The sequence below is a fragment of the Enterococcus sp. DIV1368f genome (genome assembly GCF_051712245.1).
GTDB classification, from domain to species: domain Bacteria; phylum Bacillota; class Bacilli; order Lactobacillales; family Enterococcaceae; genus Enterococcus; species Enterococcus faecalis.
The window spans coordinates 1,007,775-1,032,626 of the sequence record NZ_JBIOON010000001.1; the positions used below are offsets into that span (position 1 = coordinate 1,007,775).

At 37.9% G+C, this 24,852-nt stretch carries 28 protein-coding genes and 1 other annotated feature; of the genes, 19 read left to right on the plus strand and 9 right to left on the minus strand.

Annotated elements, in window-relative coordinates; all coding sequences use genetic code 11:
• Window positions 1–33 precede the first annotated feature (33 nt).
• From IGL07_RS05185 to pheT, 3 genes are all read left to right on the plus strand, one after another.
• The gene (locus tag IGL07_RS05185; RefSeq protein WP_002358035.1) at window positions 34–378 is read left to right on the plus strand and encodes a winged helix-turn-helix transcriptional regulator; all 345 of its coding nucleotides are present in this window, start codon (window positions 34–36) and stop codon (window positions 376–378) included.
• A gap of 43 nt (window positions 379–421) precedes the next feature.
• Window positions 422–640: a binding site (T-box leader), on the plus strand.
• A gap of 56 nt (window positions 641–696) precedes the next feature.
• A complete protein-coding gene (gene pheS, locus IGL07_RS05190) occupies window positions 697–1,743 on the plus strand; it encodes a phenylalanine--tRNA ligase subunit alpha (RefSeq protein ID WP_010817169.1) in 1,047 nt (348 codons plus the stop codon).
• 7 nt (window positions 1,744–1,750) lie between these two features.
• Window positions 1,751–4,174 carry a phenylalanine--tRNA ligase subunit beta gene (gene pheT, locus IGL07_RS05195; protein WP_002377842.1) on the plus strand — a complete coding sequence of 808 codons (2,424 nt, stop codon included), beginning with the start codon at window positions 1,751–1,753 and terminating at the stop codon, window positions 4,172–4,174.
• Between the two features lie 197 nt (window positions 4,175–4,371).
• Here pheT and IGL07_RS05200 read toward each other — a convergent pair whose 3' ends face one another.
• The 4 genes from IGL07_RS05200 to IGL07_RS05215 are packed head-to-tail and all read right to left on the minus strand — an operon-like array spanning window position 4,372 to window position 7,401.
• Window positions 4,372–5,037 carry an amino acid ABC transporter permease gene (locus tag IGL07_RS05200; protein WP_002382114.1) on the minus strand — a complete coding sequence of 222 codons (666 nt, stop codon included), beginning with the start codon at window positions 5,035–5,037 and terminating at the stop codon, window positions 4,372–4,374.
• Between the two features lie 11 nt (window positions 5,038–5,048).
• Entirely contained in the window at window positions 5,049–5,762 is a 714-nt protein-coding gene (locus IGL07_RS05205; RefSeq protein WP_002363695.1) for an amino acid ABC transporter permease, read from the minus strand.
• Window positions 5,763–5,807: 45 nt separating this feature from the next.
• Window positions 5,808–6,635, minus strand: coding sequence for a transporter substrate-binding domain-containing protein (locus IGL07_RS05210; protein ID WP_010817170.1), 828 nt, complete (start codon window positions 6,633–6,635; stop codon window positions 5,808–5,810).
• Window positions 6,636–6,669: 34 nt separating this feature from the next.
• A complete protein-coding gene (locus IGL07_RS05215; RefSeq protein WP_002377841.1) occupies window positions 6,670–7,401 on the minus strand; it encodes an amino acid ABC transporter ATP-binding protein in 732 nt (243 codons plus the stop codon).
• Window positions 7,402–7,664: 263 nt separating this feature from the next.
• Between IGL07_RS05215 and racE the strand changes: the two genes are divergently transcribed.
• The 3 genes from racE to IGL07_RS05230 are packed head-to-tail and all read left to right on the plus strand — an operon-like array spanning window position 7,665 to window position 10,365.
• On the plus strand, window positions 7,665–8,492 hold the full coding sequence (gene racE, locus IGL07_RS05220) for a glutamate racemase (RefSeq protein ID WP_002358027.1): 828 nt from the start codon (window positions 7,665–7,667) through the stop codon (window positions 8,490–8,492).
• On the plus strand, window positions 8,485–9,840 hold the full coding sequence (gene rph / locus IGL07_RS05225) for a ribonuclease PH (RefSeq protein WP_010817171.1): 1,356 nt from the start codon (window positions 8,485–8,487) through the stop codon (window positions 9,838–9,840). The genes racE and rph overlap by 8 nt, the downstream gene beginning before the upstream one ends.
• A 12-nt stretch (window positions 9,841–9,852) precedes the next feature.
• Entirely contained in the window at window positions 9,853–10,365 is a 513-nt protein-coding gene (locus IGL07_RS05230; RefSeq protein ID WP_010817172.1) for a metallophosphoesterase, read from the plus strand.
• A 93-nt stretch (window positions 10,366–10,458) separates the two neighbouring features.
• Here IGL07_RS05230 and IGL07_RS05235 read toward each other — a convergent pair whose 3' ends face one another.
• On the minus strand, window positions 10,459–11,223 hold the full coding sequence (locus IGL07_RS05235) for a DeoR/GlpR family DNA-binding transcription regulator (protein WP_002381990.1): 765 nt from the start codon (window positions 11,221–11,223) through the stop codon (window positions 10,459–10,461).
• A gap of 193 nt (window positions 11,224–11,416) precedes the next feature.
• On the opposite strand from IGL07_RS05235, the gene ulaG reads away from it, so the two are divergent.
• From ulaG to IGL07_RS05285, 10 genes are all read left to right on the plus strand, one after another.
• Window positions 11,417–12,484 (plus strand): L-ascorbate 6-phosphate lactonase, encoded by a 1,068-nt coding sequence (gene ulaG, locus IGL07_RS05240; protein ID WP_010817173.1) that lies wholly within the window; start codon window positions 11,417–11,419, stop codon window positions 12,482–12,484.
• A 17-nt stretch (window positions 12,485–12,501) separates the two neighbouring features.
• Window positions 12,502–12,960 (plus strand): PTS sugar transporter subunit IIA, encoded by a 459-nt coding sequence (locus IGL07_RS05245; protein WP_002360581.1) that lies wholly within the window; start codon window positions 12,502–12,504, stop codon window positions 12,958–12,960.
• Window positions 12,961–12,972: 12 nt separating this feature from the next.
• Window positions 12,973–14,460 carry a PTS ascorbate transporter subunit IIC gene (locus IGL07_RS05250; RefSeq protein ID WP_010817174.1) on the plus strand — a complete coding sequence of 496 codons (1,488 nt, stop codon included), beginning with the start codon at window positions 12,973–12,975 and terminating at the stop codon, window positions 14,458–14,460.
• Between the two features lie 14 nt (window positions 14,461–14,474).
• The gene (locus tag IGL07_RS05255; RefSeq protein WP_002358018.1) at window positions 14,475–14,774 is read left to right on the plus strand and encodes a PTS sugar transporter subunit IIB; all 300 of its coding nucleotides are present in this window, start codon (window positions 14,475–14,477) and stop codon (window positions 14,772–14,774) included.
• A gap of 13 nt (window positions 14,775–14,787) precedes the next feature.
• Window positions 14,788–15,426, plus strand: a complete 639-nt coding sequence (locus IGL07_RS05260; RefSeq protein WP_002381985.1) for a 3-keto-L-gulonate-6-phosphate decarboxylase UlaD — start codon at window positions 14,788–14,790, stop codon at window positions 15,424–15,426.
• A gap of 4 nt (window positions 15,427–15,430) precedes the next feature.
• Complete coding sequence (locus IGL07_RS05265) at window positions 15,431–16,291, plus strand: L-ribulose-5-phosphate 3-epimerase (RefSeq protein ID WP_010817175.1); 861 nt, start codon at window positions 15,431–15,433, stop codon at window positions 16,289–16,291.
• A complete protein-coding gene (locus tag IGL07_RS05270; protein WP_010817176.1) occupies window positions 16,281–16,991 on the plus strand; it encodes an L-ribulose-5-phosphate 4-epimerase in 711 nt (236 codons plus the stop codon). The genes IGL07_RS05265 and IGL07_RS05270 overlap by 11 nt, the downstream gene beginning before the upstream one ends.
• A gap of 215 nt (window positions 16,992–17,206) precedes the next feature.
• On the plus strand, window positions 17,207–17,695 hold the full coding sequence (gene cbpB / locus IGL07_RS05275; protein ID WP_002358013.1) for a cyclic-di-AMP-binding protein CbpB: 489 nt from the start codon (window positions 17,207–17,209) through the stop codon (window positions 17,693–17,695).
• Between the two features lie 80 nt (window positions 17,696–17,775).
• Window positions 17,776–18,477 carry a 2,3,4,5-tetrahydropyridine-2,6-dicarboxylate N-acetyltransferase gene (gene dapD, locus IGL07_RS05280; RefSeq protein ID WP_002358012.1) on the plus strand — a complete coding sequence of 234 codons (702 nt, stop codon included), beginning with the start codon at window positions 17,776–17,778 and terminating at the stop codon, window positions 18,475–18,477.
• Window positions 18,478–18,554: 77 nt separating this feature from the next.
• Entirely contained in the window at window positions 18,555–19,682 is a 1,128-nt protein-coding gene (locus IGL07_RS05285) for an N-acetyldiaminopimelate deacetylase (protein WP_010817177.1), read from the plus strand.
• A 44-nt stretch (window positions 19,683–19,726) separates the two neighbouring features.
• On the opposite strand, the gene IGL07_RS05290 is transcribed toward IGL07_RS05285, so the two are convergent.
• Entirely contained in the window at window positions 19,727–20,647 is a 921-nt protein-coding gene (locus IGL07_RS05290) for a mechanosensitive ion channel family protein (protein ID WP_002382128.1), read from the minus strand.
• A 169-nt stretch (window positions 20,648–20,816) separates the two neighbouring features.
• Between IGL07_RS05290 and IGL07_RS05295 the strand changes: the two genes are divergently transcribed.
• Both IGL07_RS05295 and IGL07_RS05300 read left to right on the plus strand, forming a co-directional pair.
• Entirely contained in the window at window positions 20,817–21,179 is a 363-nt protein-coding gene (locus tag IGL07_RS05295) for a hypothetical protein (protein ID WP_181039071.1), read from the plus strand.
• A gap of 28 nt (window positions 21,180–21,207) precedes the next feature.
• The gene (locus IGL07_RS05300; RefSeq protein ID WP_002393437.1) at window positions 21,208–22,080 is read left to right on the plus strand and encodes an aldo/keto reductase; all 873 of its coding nucleotides are present in this window, start codon (window positions 21,208–21,210) and stop codon (window positions 22,078–22,080) included.
• A 50-nt stretch (window positions 22,081–22,130) separates the two neighbouring features.
• Here IGL07_RS05300 and IGL07_RS05305 read toward each other — a convergent pair whose 3' ends face one another.
• Window positions 22,131–22,853 (minus strand): gamma-glutamyl-gamma-aminobutyrate hydrolase family protein, encoded by a 723-nt coding sequence (locus IGL07_RS05305; protein WP_010817178.1) that lies wholly within the window; start codon window positions 22,851–22,853, stop codon window positions 22,131–22,133.
• 142 nt (window positions 22,854–22,995) lie between these two features.
• A complete protein-coding gene (gene gloA / locus IGL07_RS05310; protein ID WP_002358003.1) occupies window positions 22,996–23,370 on the minus strand; it encodes a lactoylglutathione lyase in 375 nt (124 codons plus the stop codon).
• Between the two features lie 148 nt (window positions 23,371–23,518).
• Here gloA and IGL07_RS05315 point away from each other — a divergent pair, with 148 nt between their 5' ends.
• Window positions 23,519–23,965, plus strand: coding sequence for an NUDIX hydrolase (locus IGL07_RS05315; RefSeq protein ID WP_002358001.1), 447 nt, complete (start codon window positions 23,519–23,521; stop codon window positions 23,963–23,965).
• A 63-nt stretch (window positions 23,966–24,028) separates the two neighbouring features.
• Here IGL07_RS05315 and yidA read toward each other — a convergent pair whose 3' ends face one another.
• Window positions 24,029–24,841, minus strand: coding sequence for a sugar-phosphatase (gene yidA, locus IGL07_RS05320; protein ID WP_002358000.1), 813 nt, complete (start codon window positions 24,839–24,841; stop codon window positions 24,029–24,031).
• Window positions 24,842–24,852 lie beyond the last annotated feature (11 nt).

The window sequence follows — 24,852 nt, forward strand, 5'->3', positions numbered from 1 at the left end:
GAATGTGCTATACTCATTGAAGAGGTGAGGAAGATGGAAAAAGTAAAAACAGAATCGTTTGTACTTTGTCCCAAATTTGAAAAATCATTTTCAATACTTGGTAAAAAATGGAATGGTTTAATTATTGATGTTTTATTAGAACGAGGTCCTCAACGTTTTGGCGAATTAAAAGAAAAAATTCCAATGTTAAGTGATCGTGTCTTAGTAGAGCGATTGAAGGAACTAGAAGCTGAAGGAATTATCACCAAAGCTGTTCGTTGCGGTGAAGGAAATCGCTTAGAATATTTCCTAACCGAAAAAGGCGAAGACTTGCAATTAGCAATGGAACAAATTCAACATTGGGCAGAAAAATGGGTAAAAGACGAAGAATGCAGTTGACCGCAAGCAAAACTTCTTGTAAACTAAACGTAATTAAATAACTAAAAAAACAGTGATGGAAACAAGTAGTTTGAATTGACGTGTTTTAGGGAGAGTCAGCCAGAGACTGGAAGCTGATTTACACAGTCACCAAGCGAAATTCACTTCCTGAGTTTGTTTGTTTTCAAGAAGAAAGCAAACCGGTAATTGCCGTTAAATGAAATGAGTGCATGACAACAATTTGTTATGAATTAGGATGGTAACACGATAGCTCGTTCCTTTGAAAGGAATGGGTTATCGTTTTTTTTAGTTTAAATAAAAGATAGAGGGGAACGCATAATGACATTACAAGCGCAATTAGAAGCTCTTAGAGACAATACGCTCAAAGAAATCGCACAAGTTGCTACTTTAAAAGAATTAAACCAAATTCGTGTAGAAACATTAGGGAAAAAAGGGCCAATCACCGAAGTATTAAGAGGCATGAAAAACCTTTCACCAGAAGAACGACCAATGGTGGGGGGCTTTGCAAATGAAATTCGTGATTTATTAACAGAAGCAATTGAAGCGCGCAAAGTTGTTTTAGAAAACGAAGCGTTAAATGCGGCACTAAAAGAAGAAAGTTTAGATGTAACTTTACCTGGAAAACAAATGCCTCAAGGCACACGTCATATTTTGACACAAGTTATGGAAGAGATTGAAGATATTTTCTTAGGCATGGGTTATCAAGTAGTGGAAGGATACGAAGTAGAATCCGATCATTATAATTTCGAACGCATGAATCTACCAAAAGATCATCCAGCACGCGACATGCAAGATACGTTTTATATTTCAGATGAGATGTTAATTCGTACGCATACTTCACCAGTTCAAGCTCGAACAATGGAAAAACACGATTTTTCAAAAGGTGCATTACGAATGATTTCTCCTGGGAAAGTATTCCGTCGTGATACAGATGATGCGACACATAGTCACCAATTCCATCAGATTGAAGGCCTTGTTGTCGATAAAAATGTCACAATGGGTGATTTAAAAGGGACGTTAGAAGTCATGATGAAAAAAATGTTTGGTGAAGATCGTAAAATTCGTTTACGTCCTAGCTATTTCCCTTTTACAGAACCTTCAGTCGAAGTAGATGTTAGCTGTTTTAAATGTGGCGGCGCAGGTTGTAACGTCTGCAAACATACAGGTTGGATTGAAATTTTAGGTGCGGGGATGGTTCATCCAGATGTGTTACAAATGTCAGGGATTGATCCAACAGAGTACTCAGGCTTTGCCTTTGGCTTAGGACCAGATCGCGTTGCTATGTTACGTTATGGTGTAAATGATATCCGTAATTTTTATCAAAATGATTTACGTTTCTTAAATCAATTCAAGGTAAAGGAGTAGTTGAAAAATGTTAGTTTCTTATAAATGGTTAAATGAATATGTTAATCTTTCAAACGTTACTCCGCAAGAATTAGCGGACAAAATGTCTGTGACAGGTATCGAAGTTGAGGGCGTTGCTGTACCTGAAGAAGGCTTAAAGAAAATTGTTGTCGGTGAAGTAAAAGAATGTGTTCCTCATCCAAACTCTGACCACTTATCAATTTGCCAAGTAGACATCGGTGAAGAAGAGTTGTCACAAATTGTTTGTGGAGCACCAAATGTGAAAGCCGGAATTAAAGTCATCGTAGCATTACCTGGTTCAAGAATTGCAGGAAATCAAAAAATTAAAAAAGGTAAAATGCGTGGCGAAGTCTCTAACGGAATGATTTGTTCGTTAGAAGAGCTAGGATATTCAGACAATGTCGTACCAAAAGCGTATGCTGAAGGGATTTATTATTTACCTCAAGAAGCAGTGAATGGGACACCTGTTTTCCCTTATTTAGACATGGATGATGCGATTATTGAATTATCAATTACACCAAACCGTGCAGATGCACTAAGTATGAGAGGGGTAGCCTATGAAGTTGGCGCAATTTATCGTCAAACACCTCAGTTTAATGATCCCGAACTCAAAGAAGATGCTTCAGATAACGTGGAAAATTACGTAACAGTGACTGTTGAAGATTCACAAGATGCGCCAGCGTATCAAATTCGTGTTATTAAAGATGTGACGATTGCAGAAAGTCCTCAGTGGTTGCAAAACCGATTGATGAATGAAGGAATCCGTCCGATTAACAATGTGGTGGACGTGACAAATTATATTTTATTATTATTTGGTCAACCATTGCATGCATTTGATTACCAAAAATTAGATAGTAAAGAAATCTTGGTTCGTCGAGCAACAGCAGCAGAAGAACTAATTACATTAGATGGTGAAACACGTCAATTAACAGAAGAAAATATCGTCATTACGAATGGAAAAACGCCTGTCGGTTTAGCTGGCGTAATGGGTGGGGCTAATTCTGAAATCAGTCAAGAAACAACAACTGTGGCTTTAGAAGCAGCATTGTTCAATCCATTGTCTATTCGCAAAACGTCTAAACAATTCAATTTACGGAGTGAATCTTCAAGTAGATTTGAAAAAGGCATCAACCAAGCGACAGTTGGGCTAGCTTGTGATGTGGCAGCCGCGATGATTGCAGAGTTAGCCGACGGAACAGTAGTCTCAGGCACTGCAATTGGTTCTGAAGTGGCCGTTAAAGAAGCGCAGGTAGCTGTGACTTTAGAACGAATCAACCAATATTTAGGCACTGCATTAGATGAAGCAACGGTGAATGAAATTTTTGAAGCACTCGGTTTTGCTTATGAAGTAAATCAAGGCGCATATGAAATTACGATTCCACCAAGACGTTGGGATATTGCGATTGAAGCAGATATTATTGAAGAAGTGGCGCGCATTTATGGATATGATCATTTACCTTCAACATTGCCAAGTGGAGAAACAGTTGCTGGAAGTCTAACCAAAGCACAACATGTTACGCGCCAATTAAAGAGCTTACTGGAAGGTCATGGTACGAGTGAAGCCATCAGCTATGCATTGACAACAGAAGAAAAATCCCGTCAATTTATGATGAAAGAAAGTCAAACAACACGTTTGCAATGGCCAATGAGTGAAGAGCGTTCTGTGTTACGTATGAACTTAATTTCTGGTTTATTAGATGATGTTGCATACAATGTGGCACGTAAAAATAATAATATCGCCTTCTACGAAGTAGGACGCGTTTTCTACCAAACAGAAGATCCAACAAAAAATTTACCTACAGAAGAAAATCACTTAGCACTTGCTTTAACTGGTAATACAATGGTTAAAGATTGGCAAACAAAAGCAACAGCCGTTGATTTTTATACAGTAAAAGGCTTAGTGGAAAGTATTGTAGCTGTTTTAGGATTAACAGAAAAAATCAGTTATCAAGCGACAACGGCGATTCCAGAAATGCATCCAGGCCGGACAGCATGGATTTATTTAGAAGATGAAGTGGTTGGTTTTGTCGGACAAGTTCACCCAACGACAGCGAAAGCGTACGATATTCCTGAAACATATGTTGCTGAATTAAACTTGCAACAATTAGTAGCCACAGAAGCAGGCGGGGTTACTTATGAAGCAGTTTCTAAATTCCCAGCAGTTTCTCGAGATATTGCTTTATTAGTCGATGAAACAGTTACCAATCAAGAACTAGTTAAAACTATTTCAGATAACGCAGGTAAATATTTGAAAGAGATTCATTTATTTGATGTATATCAAGGTGAAAAATTAGGCGCTGGCAAAAAATCAATGGCGTATAGTTTAACTTTTGTTAATGCAGAAGCGACATTAGTGGATGAAGAAATTAACCGTTCAATGGAAAAAGTTGAAAAAGCGCTAATTGAAAAACATCAAGTAGAAGTAAGATAAAATAAAAACAGGAAAGTGGGGCATAAGTCGAAATGACTTATGCCCCACTTTCTAAATCTTAAGATAATCAGCTGAACAAAAGCAGCTCCTTCGGAAATAAGCCGAAATTCTCCAAAAATTAAAGAACAATTTTCGGAAATTCCTTCTTATTTCTTGGAGCTAAACACTTTTGTCTCAGCCTCCTGTTTTTAACTACATTAATAACTTTTCGCCCAATTTCGTGAAAGCCAACGTGAAAATTGTGAGATACTAAAGTTAATAATGAAATAAATAAGGGCGACGATTCCGTAAATAGTGAATACTTGTCCTGTTTGTGCGTAGCGCCCCATTAAGATATAAGATTTGCCAAAGAGTTCTTGTAAAGCAATCACGGAATACAAGAAACTTGTATCCTTGATGACAGTAACAAACTGAGAAACGATCGCTGGTAAAACATTGCGAATGGCTTGAGGCAAAACAATATGATAAAGAATTTGCCAATTTGAAAAACCTTGAGAACGTGCCGCTTCAATTTGTCCTTTATCAACACCATTTAAACCACCACGAATAATTTCCGCTAAAGCAGCGGTGGTAAACACAGTAAAACTCACAATTCCAGCAGGAGTGGATTTGATTTTGAAAATCAAAAAAATAACATAAATCCACAATAAGTTTGGAATATTGCGCACCACTTCTACATAAATACTGGCAAGTAACTTCAGTGGTCCATGGGTTTGATTTCGCAAAACGGCTAGAATGGTGCCAAAAATCGTACTCAAAATAATTGAGACGAAAGAAATATAGAGTGTCAATTTTAAGCCGTTAAATAGAAATTGAAAATTATTTGCTGTCAGTAATTGACGCATTTCTTCTGAAAAAGGCATCTGTTTTCCTCCTATCTACTATATGCTTTCTTATTTTTTTCTTCCATTTTTCTAGCCAAATTCGCTAATGGGAAGCAAAGAATGAAATATAAGAAACCAGCAAGCGCAAAGGCGGGAATATAGTTCAAGTTGACAGACGACCAACTATTGGCAGCAAACATTACGTCAGCGCCAGAAATAATGGCAACTGTTGACGTATTTTTAATTAGATTCACGACTTGATTGGTTAAAGGCGGTAACATAATCCGCCATGCTTGTGGTAAAATCACATACCGCATCGTTTGACCATACGTTAATCCTTGGGAGTAAGCCGCTTCAAATTGCCCTCTTGGGACAGCTCCGATTCCTGAGCGAACCACTTCAGAAATGTAGGCGCCATGATAGAGGCCTACACACAGAATGGCAATCGTAGTAATAGAAAATGAAAGCAGCGGGCTTAGCAGAGGAAAGCCATAATAGACTACGATAAATTGAATCAACAAAGGTGTGTTTTGAAAAAATTCTACATAGACACGACTAATTGCGTGTAAAAGTTTACTTTTGGTCGCTGATAAACTGCCAAAGAAAATGCCTAAAGCAAAGGCGACTAAGATTGCTCCTAAAGAAAGCAGAATAGTATAGAGAAAAGCCTGACCAAAAATTCGCCAATCTTGAAATAAAGCTTCCCAACGATATAAGGCAAATGGCCCTTCTTCAAGCCAGGAAATATTGGCTAACAAAAACATAAAAATCCCTCCTAAAATTTTTGATTCTTCAAGTCTTAGGAATGATTAATTTTTTAAGCCCCAGTCTTGATAAATTTTTTCTAGTGTGCCATCTTTTTCCCATTTTTCAATTAAACCATTTAGATAATCATTTAATTCAGTATTTGCTTTCTTTGTGGTAATTCCATATTCTTGTGGCGAAAAACCATCTTTTAAAATTTCTGTCTTGCCATCCACATAGCCAGATAGGATTGATTTATCCACTGAAAATGCATCAATTCGTTTAGAAGTTAACGCTGTTTTTAATTCTGGATAGGAACCTAATTCTTGATAAGTAAATTTGATTCCTTCCTCTTGCGCTTTTTTCTCTAAGTTTTCTTTTGTCGTAGCAGATTGTGCAACGCCAATTGTTTTTCCGTCTAAATCTTTCATGCTGGAGAAGTTATCCTCTTTGCGCACAAGGAAACCAATCTCATCTGTATAATAAGGAGTTGTAAAATTATAAGTCTTTTTACGTTCATCAGTAATTGTAAATGTAGCAATTACCATATCTAGTTCACCATTGTCTAAAAGGGGACCGCGCGTTTTCGCTGTCACGCCCACAAATTCCACATTCTCTTTACTGCCGGTAATTTCTTTCGCAATCAAGCGTGCAATATCTGGTTCCATTCCTTCATTTTTGTTTGTATCAGGATTCATATAGCCAAAATTAGGAATGTCTTCTTTGACACCTACTTTAATTTTCCCTGCTTTTTTTAATTGTTCTACTGTGACCGTTTTGTTTGATGAAGCACTTTTGGAAGTTGAGTCATTGTTGCCGCTACCACAGCCCACAATGATGCCTGCTAATACAAGTAAGGAGAGTCCAGCCAGCCATTTATTTTGTTTTTTCATTGTTCATTCCTCCAATTTTTTGTTTTTTTATTCATTACCCGTTATGAATAATTTTGCTTAGAAATTCTTTTGCACGAGGGTTTTCAGTGCTTGTAAAGAAATGTTCAGGCGTTCCTTGTTCAATAATCTCTCCTTGGTCCATAAAGATTACACGGTCAGCCACTTGACGAGCAAAGCCCATTTCATGTGTGACACAAACCATGGTAATATTTTGTTTGGAAAGATCGACCATTACATCTAAAACTTCTTGAATCATTTCTGGATCAAGTGCCGAAGTCGGTTCATCAAAAAGGATAATCTCAGGATGCATATTTAAGGCACGAGCAATAGCGACCCGTTGTTGCTGCCCGCCAGAAAGCTGCGAAGGATAAGCAGAAGCTTTATCAGCTAAGCCGACTCGTTCTAAATACTCCATACCAGTACGAACCGCTTCTTCTTTGGAAACGCCCATCACTTTAATCGGTGCTAACGTTAAATTATCAATAATCGTTTTGTGAGCATATAAGTTAAAATTTTGAAAGACCATGGCAACTTTCTGGCGAACCTTTTGAATCGGTGCTTTCGGTTTGGTGATGTCAATGTTATCAATTACGACGGAACCATCATTGACTTTTTCCAATTGGTTCATACACCGAATTAATGTACTTTTGCCAGAGCCAGAGGGTCCGATAATGACAATTTTTTCTCCTTGCTCTACATTCAAAGTAATATCTTTTAAAACGTGATGCTCCCCAAAATACTTATTTACATGTTCTAAAGAAATCATAGGCAGTCTCCTTTGCAATCATTTGGTAGAAAAGATAACAGAGGATTCGGTGAGAAACGTGTTATTTAAATTAAATTAACCAAATGTATTTCTAATTGTATTCTTAATGTTAGGAATTATAACATACAAAAAAATGAATTACTAGTTTTTTAATCGAAAAAGATTTCCTTCAAAAAAAAAATAAATGAGAGCAAAACAGGAAAAATTGACAATAGTCCTTAAAAAGTAGAAAATAAAGGCAGTGAATAAAAGGCAAAGGTAGGATGAGAATGAGCAATCAAGAAGCCATTGGATTAATTGATTCTGGCGTTGGTGGATTAACTGTTTTAAAGGAAGCGCTAAAGCAATTACCAAATGAACGATTAATTTATTTAGGAGATACAGCCCGTTGCCCATATGGTCCACGACCAGCCGAACAAGTCGTTCAGTTTACTTGGGAAATGGCCGATTTTTTATTGAAAAAACGAATAAAAATGCTAGTAATCGCATGTAATACCGCGACGGCTGTCGCATTAGAAGAAATTAAAGCTGCCTTGCCAATTCCAGTTGTTGGTGTTATTTTACCTGGCGCACGAGCAGCCGTTAAAGTCACAAAAAATAACAAAATTGGTGTCATAGGTACCTTAGGGACAATCAAAAGTGCTTCCTATGAAATCGCCATTAAGAGTAAGGCACCAGCAATTGAGGTGACTAGTTTAGCTTGCCCTAAATTTGTCCCCATTGTTGAAAGTAATCAATATCGTTCTTCCGTAGCAAAAAAAATTGTGGCAGAAACACTTCAAGCATTACAATTAAAAGGACTTGATACGTTGATTTTAGGTTGTACCCATTACCCGTTGTTACGTCCGGTGATTCAAAATGTGATGGGAAGTCATGTGACATTAATTGACTCAGGAGCCGAAACAGTTGGCGAAGTTAGCATGCTTCTCGATTATTTTGACATTGCACATACGCCTGAAGCGCCTACACAGCCCCATGAATTTTATACAACTGGTTCTGCAAAAATGTTTGAAGAGATTGCAAGCAGTTGGCTTGGTATAGAGAACTTAAAAGCACAACAGATTCACTTAGGAGGAAACGAAAATGATTAGACATGATAGTCGTGCACCAAAAGAATTGCGAAAGATCACTATTGAAACCAATGTTTTTAAACATCCAGAAGGTTCGGTGGTTATTTCGTTTGGCGATACAAAAGTAATTTGCTCAGCCACTGTCGAAGAAAAGGTTCCCCCATTTTTACGAGGCGGGGGAACAGGTTGGGTAGCAGCTGAATATAGCATGCTCCCTCGCGCGACGAACACAAGAAATATTCGGGAAAGTGCGAAAGGAAAATTAACAGGGCGAACAATGGAGATTCAACGTTTGATTGGGCGGTCATTGCGAGCTGTTGTTGACTTAGAAAAGTTAGGGGAACGGAGCATTGTTGTCGATTGTGATGTGATTCAAGCAGATGGGGGAACCCGTACAGCTAGTATTACAGGCGCTTTTGTTGCTCTACGCTTAGCAGTCAATCATTTATTGATGACTGGTGCGCTAGCGGAAGACCCAATTAAAGAGCATTTAGCTGCTGTCAGCGTGGGTATTTTACCCGATGGTTATTGTGTGCTGGACTTAGATTACGCAGAGGACTCGAATGCTGCAGTGGATATGAACATCGTGATGACCGAGTCTGGTGAATTTGTGGAAATTCAAGGAACGGGTGAAGAAGCTACCTTCTCAGGAGATGAGTTAAATGCCATGCTCTTTTATGGAAAAACAGGGATTGAGGAATTAATTGCGTATCAGAAAGAAGCGCTTTATGCTTTAGCCTCTGAAGAAGTCCCTTCGCAAGATTCAGAAGAGAAAGTGATTGTCATTGCGACTAGAAATCCTGGTAAAGCGAAAGAGTTTAGTTCAATTTTTGGTGAAAAAGGATATACAGTTAAGACGTTATTAGATTATCCGAATTTGCCAGATGTAGAAGAAACTGGTCGAACATTTGAAGAAAATGCTCGTCTAAAAGCTGAAACAATTGCAGAAATTTTACAGAAACCAGTATTAGCAGATGATTCAGGATTAATTGTTGATGCGTTAGGGGGAATGCCAGGAATCTATTCTGCTCGTTTTGCTGGTGAACCAACTAACGATGCTTCAAATAATGCGAAACTATTGCACGAGTTAACGGGCGTGCCAAAAGAAAAAAGACAAGCGCGTTTCCATTGTACATTGGTTTTTGCTGAACCAAAGAAAGAAAGTCTGGTGGTCGAAGCTGAATGGCCAGGAGAAGTCGGTACGATTCCTCGTGGTGAAGGAGGCTTTGGGTACGATTCACTTTTCTATGTTCCAGAGTTTGGTAAGACGGCAGCTGAATTGTCTGGAGAAGAGAAAAATAAAGTCAGTCATCGTGGACAAGCAGTGGCAAAATTAAAAGAACAATGGGAAGAATGGCTAAAAAAATAGGAGTTGAAACGTATGAAAATCTTGGTAGTAAGCGATAACCATGGCGATCGCAACTGTTTGGTTGACTTAGTGAATCATTATGAAGGACAAGTCGATGCACTCTTTCACTGTGGTGATTCTGAATTAGAACCGACAGATGAACTTTGGCAAAAATTCATTGTAGTGCAAGGAAATTGTGATTTTTATGATGAATTTCCCAAAACTGTGACTAAAAAAGTGGGGGATCAAGTTATTTATATGACACATGGGCATTTGGCCAATGTTAGAATGGGTCTCACGACACTTGCTTTACAAGCGGAAGAAGCAGGAGCGACAATTGCCTTATTTGGTCACACTCATGTACTCGGTGCAGAGCGACACAATAACATTCTCTTTGTTAATCCGGGAAGTATTCGTTTACCTCGTGGACCAGTTCAAGAGAAAACATATGCCATAATTGAAAGTACACCTGAACAATATCTCGTTCAGTATTATAACAAAGAGCACCAACCGTTGGAACGATTAAAGGCAACGTTTACGAAGTAAGTGAATGTTAAGAAATAAGTGCTACTTTTTTATTTATCAGATTTTGAGCGTAGGACAAAAATCCAAAAGAGATTTTTGTCCTACGCTCTTTTTTTAGTCGACTTGGATAACCTTTAAGCCGGTCTTACGAAGTTCTGTAATTAAAGTTGATGAGCAATGTTTGTCTGTAATCAAACAATCAAAAGCGGTAATATCAGCAATTTTAAATTTAGATGTCAAGCCGATTTTTCGATGGTCCGCGACCAGAATTTTTACTTTTGTTGTTTGTTTTATCATAAGCTCATTAATTTTTGCTTCATTGAAAATTTTTGTAGTGACGCCATGTTCTAAACTGACCCCGCTACAGCCAATTACGCAAACATCGGCATGCGTTGCGGTGATTGTGTTAATGGCAATATCTCCTACCAGAACTTCTTTGGGAAAACGTAATTCGCCTCCGGTCAAAATATAATTGTATTGAGAAACATGAGGCTTGGTGGCAATTTTTAAATTATTCGTTACGATGGTCAGATGGTCGGCCTTTAAATAATGGAGAATATTCAAAGCAGTGGAACTTGAATTAATGAAAACGGTATCATAATCACTTAGATAGCTACAAGCAACACGAGCAATGGCTTGTTTTAATAACTCCGGTCCTGATTGATCAAAGTCTTTCTGATTTTGGTCGTTGTAAATACAATACCCATATTTTCGAATGATGTCATTCTTAGTTTCTAAGACATTTAAATCACGACGAATTGTGCTTAAGGAAACATTTAAAACATCTGCTAATTTATAGGTAGTCATTTGTTTGTTTTTTTGCAGCAGCGCGAGAATATTTTGTTGCCTTTTTTCAATGGTTTCTAATGAACTTTTCAAGTAATACAACCTCCTTTAGTTATTTCTTTGGACACGGTCTCCCATGAAATAGTATAACTCATAGGAAAACAAAACACGTAAAAGAATCATTAAAAGTGCAAACAATCATATAAAAGGGTTTTCATTGTGATTTTTTGCGGCTATGATTTTCTTATAAAGCATAACACAATCATTTGAGAAGAGGAGTGGTAGCATGAGCAAATCGATTCATGAAATTACAAAAGAAAGTTGGTTGAAGGCGACATTTCCAGAATGGGGCACTTATTTAAACGAAGAAATTAATCAGACAAATGTGCTTCAAGGAACGGTTGCACTCTGGTGGCTTGGTTGTACAGGCATTTGGCTGAAAACGCATGAGAACACGAATATTTTATGTGATTTATGGTGTGGAACAGGAAAACAAATGCACGGGAACGGCTTAATGAAAAATGGCCATCAAATGATGCGCATGAGTGGTTGCCAAAAAATGCAACCTAATTTAAGAACACAACCTTTTGTGATTGATCCTTTTGAAATAAAAGAGGTAGATGCTTTAGTTGTCACACATATTCATTCAGACCATTTGGATATTCACACAGCTGCTGCTGTTCATCAAAATTGTCCTAAGGCTCTATTTATTGGTCCAAAAGAAGTAGTGAAAACATGGCAGCGTTGGGGTGTTCCGGCAGAAAAAACACGGGTTATAGAGCCTGGTCAAGAAATAAAAGTGAATGATGTGAATGTAGTGGCCTTGGAAGCTTTTGATCGAACCGCGCTAATTACTTCTGATGATCCTGAAAATACATTTAAAGGTAAAATGCCTCAGGACATGAATGAACTAGCTGTCAATTATCTATTTGAAACCTCAGGTGGTACGGTATATCACGCCGGAGACTCTCATTATTCTAACTTGTTTGCGAAACATGGTAATCAATATGCAATTGATGTTTGCTTAGGAGCATATGGCGAAAATCCTCGCGGTATCACAGATAAAATAACTTCTGTTGATATGTTGAGAATGGCCGAATCTTTAAATGCGAAAGTAGTCATTCCCGTTCATTATGATATTTGGTCTAATTTTATGGCGGATCCAAAAGAAATCATGGAAATTTGGAAATTTAAAAAAGATCGTTTACATTATCAATTTAAACCATATATTTGGCAAGTGGGTGGCAAATTTGTTTATCCAGATGACAAAGACAACTTAGAATTTAACTTTGATCGTGGCTTTGATGATGTTTTTGTTAAAGAAAATGATACACCATTTCCTTCATTCTTGTAAGAAAGGCTGGATGTACAATGTTAACTTATTTTTGGGAGCAAGAGCTTATTCATTACCCTGATAAAGAACCGGTTAGTTGGCAAGAGGCGATTCAGGAAAGTTGTTTGATTTTACTCCAAAAACACATCATCGATCAGAGTTATGTCGATGAGATTATTCAGTGTGTCGAAACGTTTGGACCTTATATCATCATTGCTCCTGAAGTAGCCATGCCACATTCATCAGAGGAAAGCGCAGGTGTTTTTGGAACGGCCATTTCTTTTACAAAATTTAAGCAAGCAGTCACTTTTACTGGCGATCAAGAAGCAAAAACAGCAACATTATTTTTTACATTGGCAGCCCAAAATCCCGCCGAACATCTTGAAAATATCCAGCAATTGATGGATTTATTGATGACGGATGGCGTGATTGCTGACTTGTTAGAAACAAACACGCCAATGGATTTTAAAGAAGTTATGGAGAAATATCAATTATAGGGGGAAAAATCAATGGGGGAGTTCTTGTTAAATAGTTGGACTTATTTTGCTACGAACGTTTTAACACAGCCAGCATATTTGATTGGTTTCATCGTGTTATTAGGTTATCTCTTGTTACGGAGGCCCTTTTATGAATGCTTAGCAGGTTTTCTGAAAGCAACAGTTGGTTATTTTATTTTGAGTGTTGGTTCTGGTGGTTTGGTTAATAATTTTCGCCCTATTCTAGTAGGCTTGAAAGAGCGATTTAATTTACAGGCGATGGTTACCGATCCATATTTCGGGCAAAATGCAGTCGATGCAGGATTGATGAAAACCTTTGGACGAACCTTTGGTGATGTGATGATTTTGTTATTGATCGCATTTATTATGAATATTTTGTTGGTTCGTTTTCAAAAATATACAAAATTGAGAGCCGTTTTTACAACAGGGAATGTTCAGATTCAACAAGCAGCTACCGCTTTCTGGATTTTACTCTTTTGTTTTCCTAACTTAGGTAGAATCGAAGTACTAATTTTTATGGGCTTAATTCTCGGGTGTTATTGGGCAGTTGCTTCAAATTTAACGGTAGGGATTACGCAGGAACTAACAGAAGGTGCTGGTTTTGCGGTATCCCATCAACAAATGTTTGGCATATTTATTTTTGCAAAATTAGCAGAATGGTTGAAAAAACGTGATCAAAAAAAACATCGTTCAGAGAAGGTCGATAAAAAATTGGAAGATATCGAATTACCAGGATTTCTATCCATTTTTAATGAAAATATGGTTGCTACGTCCATTTTGATGCTCTTTTTCTTTGGCATTATCTTGCTTGTTTTGGGACAAGATTATTTAATTCAAGCTAAATTTATGCAAGAAGGGCAGAGTTTCTTCTTTTATATCATGACCACTTCATTAAATTTTGCTGTCTATTTAGCTATCTTACAATTAGGCGTTAGAACCTTTGTTGACGAGTTGACGCAGTCATTCCAAGGGATTTCAAATACCATTTTACCAGGCGCTGTTCCTGGGATTGACGTAGCAGCGACTTTCGGGTTTGGTTCGCCCAACGCAGTAACAATTGGGTTCCTCTTTGGCGCATTAGGCCAGTTTTTAATGATTGGCTTACTGATTCTATTAAAGTCTCCGACAATCGTTATTGCGGGTTTTATCCCATTGTTTTTTGATAACGCTGTCATAGCTGTTTATGCAAATAATCGTGGCGGAGTAAAAGCTGCTTGTTTATTCCCATTCCTTTCAGGTTTAATCCAAGTAGGTGGCTCAGCTTTATTTGCTACATGGATTGGATTATCTCAATATGGCGGTTATTTGGGCATGTTCGATTGGGCAACAGCTTGGCCGTTATTTACAATCATTATGAAAGTTCTAGGCTATGTTGGCGTAGCAGTGGTGGTGATTGGGTTACTAATAATTCCGCAACTTCAGTATCGGAGAAATCCAGAAGGTTACTTTATGATTGTCAATGATTATGAACAATATGCTAAAAAATTTCAAGAGAATTAAAGGAGGAATTTAAAATGAGAATACTTGTTTCCTGTGCCAATGGTTCTGGCACGAGTCTAATGATGATGCGGAGTGTTGAAAAAGCAATGAAAGAATTAGGTGTACCGATTACAAAAATTCATCATTGCGCCATTTCAGAAGGAAAAAGCTCTGCTAGCCAATACGACGTTGTTTTTACTCCAGTCAATTTTTTACAAATGTTTCAGCAAGCAGAAAAACGTGGAGTCACAGTGATTGGCATTAAAAATGTAATGTCTGCAAAAGAAATTCAAGAAAAATATATGGCTTCAGATCGTTATCAAAAATCTGAATAAAAGGATGGGAAAGATGAAAAGACCAAACTTACAAATCGCTTTAGATCATAATAGCTTAGAAGACGCTTTAGCAGATTGTATGAAAGTCGGAGAAATTGTCGATATTATCGAAGTTGGCACTATTTTGTGTTTACAAGAAGGCCAAAAAGCAATTCGTTGTTTAAAACGCATGTTTCCTAATAAAACAATTGTTGCTGATACAAAATGTGCTGATGCGGGCGGTACAGTTGCTCGTAATGTCGCACAAGCAGGCGCTGATTTCATGACGGTCATTTGTTGCGCCACCTTACCAACGATGGCTGCAGCTCAAAAAGAAGTCCGAGAATTACAAGTAGAACTATATGGAAATTGGACAATGCAACAAGCCCGACAATGGCGAGAATTAGGGATTAATCAGGTGATTTATCATCAAAGTAGAGATGCTCTTTTAGCTGGCGGCAGCTGGGGAGAGAAAGATTTGAATAAAGTTCAAGAACTAATTGACTTAGGCTTTGAAGTGTCCGTCACAGGTGGTTTAACTGTCGAAACGCTTGAATTGTTTCAAACAATGGCAGTTGCAACATTTATTGCGGGCCGTGGGATTACTGAATCAAAAAATCCTGAACAAGCAGCCAAAGATTTTCAAAAAAAAATCGATCAGATTTGGAAGTGATAAAATGGCACGAATTGGACTATATGAAAAAGCACTCCCGCAAAATTTAACTTGGGCAGAACGATTAACATGGGCCAAAAAGTTAGGGTTTGATTTTTTAGAAATGTCAATTGATGAATCCGATGAACGATTAGCACGATTGGCTTGGACACCAAGCCAGTTACAAGAACTTTTTCAATTAATGGTGAAAGAAGATTTTTTTATCCATTCTTTGTGTTTAAGTGGTCATCGGCGGTTCCCTTTAGGCTCTTTAAATAAAGAAACACGTGAAAAAGGGCGGAAAATTTTATCTCAAGCGATTCGTTTGGCTCATCAATTAAACATACGGGTAATTCAAATAGCTGGCTATGACGTCTTTTACGAAGAAAAAACTGCCGAAACAAGGGAATTTTTTCTTCAAGGTCTGAAAAAGGGCGTTGAGGAAGCTGCACAATACGGTGTCATTCTGGCTGTTGAGATTATGGATGACCCTTTTATGAATAGCATACAAAAATTTCTAGAAATTAAGGAACAAATTCCGTCTCCTTTTTTGCATGTCTATCCTGATTTAGGTAATTTGTCTGCTTGGCCGGAAAATAATCCGGCGGTTGAGCTTGAAAAGGGAATTGCTGAAATCGCTGCTATTCACTTAAAAGATACCTTCGCTGTAACAGACACATTTGAAGGGAAGTTTCGGGAAGTTACTTTTGGAGAAGGCTGTGTTGATTTTACAGGCTTATTGAAAACACTCAATCGGTTAAACTATAGTGGTCCTTTTTTAATTGAAATGTGGAATGAAACGGATTTGAATTTTCAAGAAAAAATTCAAGCCGCGCAGCAGTATCTCTATCCCAAATTAGCAGAGGTGGGTTATTATGAACAATAAAGCGATCATCCAAGCAATGAAACAACGTGTTTATGAAGCGAATCTGGCTTTGCCAAAACTGGGCTTAGTCAAATTAACGTGGGGCAATGTTAGTGAAATCAATCGGTCATTAGGGATTATCGTAATTAAACCAAGCGGCGTCAAATATCAAGAAATGACCAAGGAACAGATGGTAGTGACTGATTTAAAGGGACAACTATTGGAAACCAATGCATTAAAGCCGTCTTCTGATTTACCCACGCATCTTTATCTTTATCAAAAAATGCCAGAAATTGGAGCGATTGTGCACACGCACTCCCTGAATAGTGTTACATGGGCTCAAGCAGGGCGAGCCTTACCTCCTTACGGTACCACCCATGCGGATGCTTTTTATGGCGCTGTACCTTGCACAAGAGCGCTCTCTGAAAGTGAAATTAAAGAAAACTATGAAGAAGAGACTGGCAAAGTCATTGTTGAAACATTTCATGAACAAGAACTAGATCCTTTAGCAGTTCCAGGAGTGCTAGTTTATGGACATGGCCCATTTACTTGGGGAATGACTCCGGAAAAAGCAGTTGAAAACAGCTTGATTTTAGATGAAATCTGTTCAATGGCACGTTTGACGGAAATAATTAATCCAGCTGTTGAACCAATTGATCATTTTTTATTGGATAAACACTATTTTAGAAAACATGGGATTTCCGCTTATTATGGTCAGTGATGGCTGTGATGAAACGTGTGAAAAAGAAGGATAATTGACTGATTAATTGGTTTTTATTTTTTTAAGAAAGCGTTCTCTTTTTTTGGGGAGAATAGAACAAAACGTTAATTTTCGTTTGTTAAGTTATGAAGAATTTGCGAATTCCAAGACTTTTTCCGCAGAATTAGGTACAATAAGTTACGTGTTAAAGAATTAGAAATGGAGGCAACCCAATCATGATAGGGACTGCTGTAAAAGAATTATTATTAGAAAAACAAGAAACGTTTTTAGTACCTGCCGAAAATGTCGCCAATGTAATGTGTTTAAACCCTTTAAGTCACGCGGCATTAGTCTTATCGCAAGTTCGCTATTCCAAGATTCCTGTGTTAGATAAGGGAGATCGCTTTGTTGGCTTAATCGGCTTGACAGACGTTGTAGATAAAATGTTTGATTTGACTTCAGTGGATTTTGAAAAATTGAATGAATTTACTGTGGCCGATGTAATGGAAGTCAATGTTCCTGTAATTGGTGAATCGTGGGATTTAGAAGAAGTGTTACATTTATTAGTAGATGCTTCTTTTTTACCAGTGGTTGATGATAATCAACGCTTTAAAGGTATCATTACACGCAAAGAAATTTTAAAAGCGGTCAATCATATGGCGCATGAGTTAGAAAAACATCATCTTGTTCTGCCTAAATCAGAAGAAGAAATGAAAGTAATTTAAATAAAACGCAAGAAACTCTTTACTTTTTTCTCATAAATGCGTTATTCTGTATGATAACACGAAGTAAAGGAGTGCTGTGATTGGACGCATATGAGATTATTCAGTATATTGGCGATGCCAAAAAGCAAACGCCTGTTAAAGTAACACTGAAAGGGCAATTAAAAGAAGTCACGTTTCCGGAAACAATTAAGGTCTTTAATAATTGTAAAACTGGGACATTGTTTGGAGATTGGGCTGACGTAAAACCTTTTTTAGAAGCAAACAAAGAAAAAATTGAGGATTATGTTGTAGAAAACGATGCACGTAACTCAGCAATTCCTTTTCTTGATCTGAAAGACATTAATGCTCGGATTGAACCAGGTGCTTTGATTCGCGAAAAAGTTGAAATTGGCGATCAAGCGGTGATTATGATGGGGGCTATTCTAAATATTGGCGCCGTCGTTGGTGCAGGGACTATGATTGATATGGGCGCTGTTTTAGGCGGTCGTGCAACTGTAGGGAAGCATTGTCATATTGGCGCAGGAACGGTTTTAGCTGGTGTCATTGAACCACCAAGTGCCGCACCTGTGGTTATTGAAAACGAGGTTGTCATTGGAGCGAATGCGGTCGTACTAGAAGGGGTTCGTGTTGGTGAAGGTGCCGTTGTGGCTGCTGGGGCAGTAGTTGTGGAAGACGTTCCAGCGCATACCGTTGTCGCAGGCGTGCCAGCAAAAGTAATTAAACAAATTGATGATAAAACCAAGAGTAAAACAGAGATTTTAGAAGAATTACGTAAACTCTAAAAATAAATTAGTCAGTCGCGATGAAGAAACTTCTTCATGGCGGCTTTCGATTACCCAAAAATGAAGGAGTGGCTTTTGTGGAGCAAGAAGAATTAATTGCGATTAGACGGCAACTACATCAAATACCTGAAATCGGTTTAGAAGAAAAGGAAACACAAGCCTTTTTACTTAATGAAATTAATAAAATGAAGCAACCTTATCTGCAAGTTCGAACATGGCAAACGGGGATTTTAGTCTTCATAGAAGGCAAAAATCCTCAGAAAACCATCGGTTGGCGTGCTGATATTGATGGTTTGCCTATTCAAGAGGAAGTGGTTTCTGCTTTTCAATCAAAACGACCAGGGTTTATGCATGCCTGTGGGCACGATTTTCACATGACAATCGGTTTAGGGGTTTTGAAAGAATTAAGTCAACAGCAACCAGACAATAACTTTTTATTTTTATTTCAACCTGCTGAAGAAAATGAAGCAGGGGGGATGTTGATGTATGAAGATCACGCGTTTGGTGAGTGGTTACCTGATGAATTTTATGCGCTTCATGTTAATCCTGATTTGCCAGTCGGAACTATTAGTACCAGAGTAGGGACGTTGTTTGCTGCTACCTGTGAAGTGAACATTACCTTAAAAGGGAAAGGTGGACATGCGGCTTTTCCGCATCAAGCAAATGATATGGTCTTGGCGGCCACCAATTTAATTCAGCAAGCGCAAACGATTGTTAGTCGAAATGTTGATCCTGTGGTTGGGGCAGTCGTTACCTTTGGGACTTTTCATGCAGGGACTGCCTGCAATGTGATTGCCGAAGAAGCAACTTTATCTGGTACAATTCGCACATTGACAGCAGAAACTAATGAACAAACGCAGCGAAGAATTCGCGAAATTAGTGAAGGTATTGCGCAATCTTTTCAATGTGAAGTAACTGTTCATCTTGATCAGAAAGGGTATTTACCTGTAGTGAATGAGCCAGCATGTACCACGAATTTTATTGAATACATGAGCAAACAAGCAACAGTTCAATTTCAACAAGCGCCGGTTGCAATGACAGGTGAAGATTTTGGCTATCTATTGTCTAAAGTCCCAGGCACGATGTTTTGGTTAGGCGTGGCAAGTCCCTACAGCCTTCATTCTGCTAAGTTTGAACCGAACGAAGAGGCGTTATTGTTTGGAGTGGAGGCAGTTAGTGGGTTTTTAAAATCATTGGACAATTAGAAAAACAGCCACCAGATAACTAATAAGTATCTGGTGGCTGTTTTTTATTTTGCAATAATGGGCGTATTGGGAATCGTAAAGCCGGCCTCTGTTAATGCTTTGATATATTGAGCTAGAAATTCTTCTTTGACCGCAAATTGTTTGCCGTTTAGTACATACATGGTCGTTCGCACCGCAAAGTTGCCATTGCCTAAATCGACCATACCAAAAATATCTGGCCCAGTTTGAATACTTTCGATATACTTTTCTTTTAATGTTTCATTGACTTCTGTAATCACTTCACAAATTTTTTCATAACCTTCTTCAGGATTGATGCGGACATCAATTAACACTTGCATATTGGCACGAGACAGGTTACTGATTGTAGTGATGTTTCGGTTTGGAATAAAATGAACAGTTCCATCAACCGCTTTAATTTGAGTGGTTCGTAATCCGACAGAAGTAACTGTTCCTTCAATATTTAACGCCAATAAGCGAATATAATCGCCTACATCCATTTGTTGTTCTAAAATAATGAAAAATCCGGTAATTAAGTCATTCATGAATCCTTGAGCCCCTAAACCAATGGCAACACCGGCAATTCCCGCTCCGGCTAATAATGAGCCAACAGGCACACCGACAATGGTCAAAAGAGAATAGATGAAGAAAAAGAACAGCGTATATTGAAATGCATTAATGATTAAAGTGTGTAACGTTTTTAAACGGCTTTCACTAAAATGTTGCTTTTTACTATAATTTGCATAGGTGCGATCAATTAAATATTTCCCGATTCGCTGAATAATAAAAAATAGAAAAATTAAAAATAAAATTGATAAACTTTTTTCAATTAAGGTAGCGACAATGGCATCCCAATTAATATTGTTCCAAAAGCGTTGTAGCGCGCTCACTTTTTTTACGGTCGCTTCTGCTAAATCAGGAGCAGAAGAATCGACTGTTTCAGTACTGGCTAACCCAAGTATCAACATAAAAATCCAACTTTCTCTAAAATTTCTTCTTTTAGTATACTAAATCTCTCGGCGAAAGGGGAAGAAAATAGAAAGTTTTTTTAAAGACTTAACATGTTTTTTTAGGAATGTTATAATTTTGTAAATAAATAATATATTTTATAATTTTGTTAAAGGTTGTGAGTGCTGCGTGAAAGTTTCAATTGAATGGGCAAAAAATGATTTACTTTCTAAATTACCTGTAACAATTTTTATTGATGAACGATGTGCTACTCGCTTGACGGCTGACAAGCGACGAACATTCATCTTCCATAATCCAGTCGCTTTACGATTAGGGAGTCGTTTTTTTAGTAGTCAGATAATCGAAATTGCGGAATCATGTACATTGAAAGTTTCCTTTAATTGGTCCTGTGTTTATCTCTTTTGTATCTGGTTACTTGCAGTTAAACTGTGGATTGGAAGCGTTAGCGGTCGAACAATTGTAGTTGTGGCACTAATCGGAGTGCTGACCTATCGGCGTCGTTATTTATTAAAAATAAAGAAAATGACCTGACGAGTCGTGATTGTTTCGTGAAAGAAGAATGCGTAGTATACTAAAAGTAATGAAAATGAAGGGACTGAAGAAACACATGACTTTGGATAAAACAAAAAAATTAGCAAACGGCAATGAAATGCCACGCCTAGGTTTAGGTGTTTGGCGTGTAGAAGATGGCTCAGAAGCAACAAATTCAGTAAAATGGGCTTTAGAAGCGGGTTATCGCTTGATTGATACGGCAGCCGTTTATAAAAACGAAGTAGGGGTGGGCGAAGGCATTCGTCAATCGGGTATTCCCCGCGAAGAAATTTTCGTGACGACGAAATTATGGAATGAAGATCAAGGCTATGAAAATGCGATTAAAGCATTTGATAAAAGCTTAGAAAAATTAGGGCTAGACTATGTTGATTTATATTTAATTCACTGGCCTGTTGCTGGTAAATATAAAGAATCATGGAAAGCATTAGAAGAAATTTACGCAAGTGGTCGTGCCAAAGCAATTGGTGTTTCCAATTTTCATCAACATCATTTGGAAGATTTATTAACAGAAGCAAATGTTGTGCCAATGGTGGATCAAATTGAATTACATCCTACGTTAACACAAGAACCGCTACGAAAATATTTAGCCGAAAATAAGATTGCCGTGGAGGCTTGGTCTCCTCTAGGACAAGGTAATTTATTATCTGAGCCAGTACTAGTGAAAATTGGTGAAAAATATGGCAAATCAGCAGCCCAAGTGATTATTCGTTGGCACTTACAAAATGATATTATCGTGATTCCTAAATCTGTTCACGAAAAAAGAATTCAGGAAAATTTTGCTGTCTTTGATTTTGAATTAACACCAGAAGAAATAACCGCAATTAATCAGTTAAATAAGGATCATCGTTTTGGTGCAGATCCAGATAATTTTGATTTTTAAGTATGATAGCAAGTAAAAACGGAGGGGCGAAAGACGTCCCTCCGTTTTTACTATAATTTTTGAACAAAGTAGTTAAAGAGTGCTTGGGATTTGGCATCACGTGCGTACATTAGTTCAGGATGCCATTGAACAGCTAATAAAGGCTGCTGTTCATTTGTTGATTCCACTGCTTCTGCAAGGCCATCAGAGGACCAAGCAGTAACGCGTAAATCTTTTCCTAAAGTATGTAGTGCTTGGTGATGGTACGAGTTGACTTGACCAGTTGTACCATATATGTTTGATAATTGACTGTCTGGTTCAACATCAATACGATGCGTCGCAAAGATTGGTTGAGTGGGTTGTTGTCCGTGCTTAACTGACCATTGAGGATATATCGATAAATCTTGATATAATGTGCCACCTAAAGCAACATTGACTAATTGCATTCCACGACAAACCGCAAAAATAGGTTTGTTTTGTTTTAAGGCTTCTTCAATTAGGGCTAACTCAAACTCGTCACGATCACGATTCGTTTCTTCTAATTTTATATGGGGTTCTTGTCCGTAAAATTCAGGGGCAACATCTTGACCGCCTGCTAAAAGTAGTTTATCAATTTGTTGTATATACGTAGCGGCTAATTCTTTGGGGCCAATTGGCAAAACGAGAGGAACGCCACCTGCAGCTTGAACAGCGCTGACAAAACCTTGTGGGGTGTAAGTCACTTGGTTACCGTGAAACACTTCAGCTGCCTGCAAAAGTTGATTGCCAGCGATTCCAATAATTTTTTTTGTCATAATAACATCACATCCTCAATAAATTCATACGTTCTATTGTAGCACTTTTTTTGAAAAAAGTGTTTGAGAAGAAGTCGAGACAAGTTTTGTCTCGGACAGCTCTCAAACACAAAAAGCTCAGTAAGTGAACAAGTGAAACTTTTTAACGTTCACGAATAACTTCGATTTTATAACCATCTGGGTCGACAACAAAGTAATAAGATGGTGCAGTTCCTGGCAAGCCTTTTAAGTCAGTGACAGTTAAGCCAGCCGCTTGATGTTTTTCGTGTAATCCTTCTAAATCATCTGTACTGATGGCGATATGACCATAACCGTTTCCTAAATCGTATGCTTCATGATCATAATTATAAGTTAGTTCTAGTTCGTAGTCGTCTCCTGGTAAAGTTAGATAAACCAAAGTAAATTTATTTTCTGGAAAATCACGACGGCGACTTTCTTCAAAATTGAAGGCTTTTTGATAGAAATCTAATGATGCCTCTAAATCTTTTACACGCACACATGTATGAGCCATTTTCATAGTTAAAAACTCCCTTTCAAACTTAATTATATTTCCAACGTTAATAGTAGCATAGATAAACGTGAAATGTAGAGAAAAACGCTTGGTTTCTGACTTGTTCTAAAGGAATTTCTCAGGTAAAATAGATTAAAAGAGAAGAGGTGCGCCAATGAAAACGCCAACGTTTGGAAAAAGAGAAGAGACATTGACCTATCAAACAAGATATGCTGCATACATTATTGTTTCAAAGCCAGAAAATAACACAATGGTTCTGGTACAAGCGCCAAATGGAGCTTATTTTTTACCAGGAGGCGAAATTGAAGGCACCGAAACGAAAGAAGAAGCGATCCATCGAGAAGTGCTAGAAGAATTGGGAATTAGTGTAGAAATTGGCTGTTATTTAGGGGAAGCTGATGAATATTTTTATTCGAACCATCGCCAAACGGCCTATTATAATCCGGGATATTTTTATGTAGCGAATACTTGGCGGCAACTTAGCGAACCCTTAGAAAGGACCAATACTTTACACTGGGTTGCACCAGAAGAAGCAGTCCGTTTATTAAAAAGAGGAAGCCACCGCTGGGCCGTTGAAAAATGGCTAGCGGCAGCATCATAAAATAACGAATAACCCTCAATCTATGTTGATTAGATTGAGGGTTATTGTTATTGAAAAGAATGTTTAAATTAAAACCATTTTTTCAATAATTTGAGCGACACCATCTTCGTCATTACTAGTGGTATGCACATCGGCAATTGTTTTAACATTTTCTGTCGCATTGCCCATCGCAACACCAATCCCAGCGTAATCAATCATGGATAAGTCATTTTCATTGTCACCAATGGCCATCACTTCGTCTTTATTTAAGCCTAAATGGTCTGCCAATTTTGCTAGAGCATTGCCTTTGCTAGCATTTTTATTCATGATTTCATAGTAAAAAGGCGTACTTTTAACAGTCGTATATTTTTCGGTAAAATGTAATGGTAATTTTGCAATGGCAGGATCTAAAACTTCCGGCTCATCAATCATCATCATTTTAATAATGTTCATCTCTGGTGTCATTTCATCCACCGTACGATATTTTAAAGGCATGTTCACTAAAGATGCTTCGTGAATCGTATATTTACCAATATTGCGATTGGCAGTGTAAATAGCGGAATCATCAATTGTGTGCAAGTGAGCGCCGACTTTACGAGAATACATTTCAATTTCTAAAAAATCCTCATAACTCAAGGTATAGCGTGAAATAATCGCATTATCTTTGGTTGCTTGGACAAGCGAACCGTTGTAGGTAATCACGAAATCATTTTCACCATATAAGGCTAATTCATCCAATTGTTCTTTGACGCCTGGCAAAGGACGGCCTGTACATAAAACAATACGAACACCTTGCTCATTTGCTTTTTGGAGCGCTTCTTTGACCCGTGGGGTAATCTTGTGTTGTGAATTTAGCAATGTTCCGTCGATATCAATAGCAACTAACTTAATTGACATAGAATCCTCCT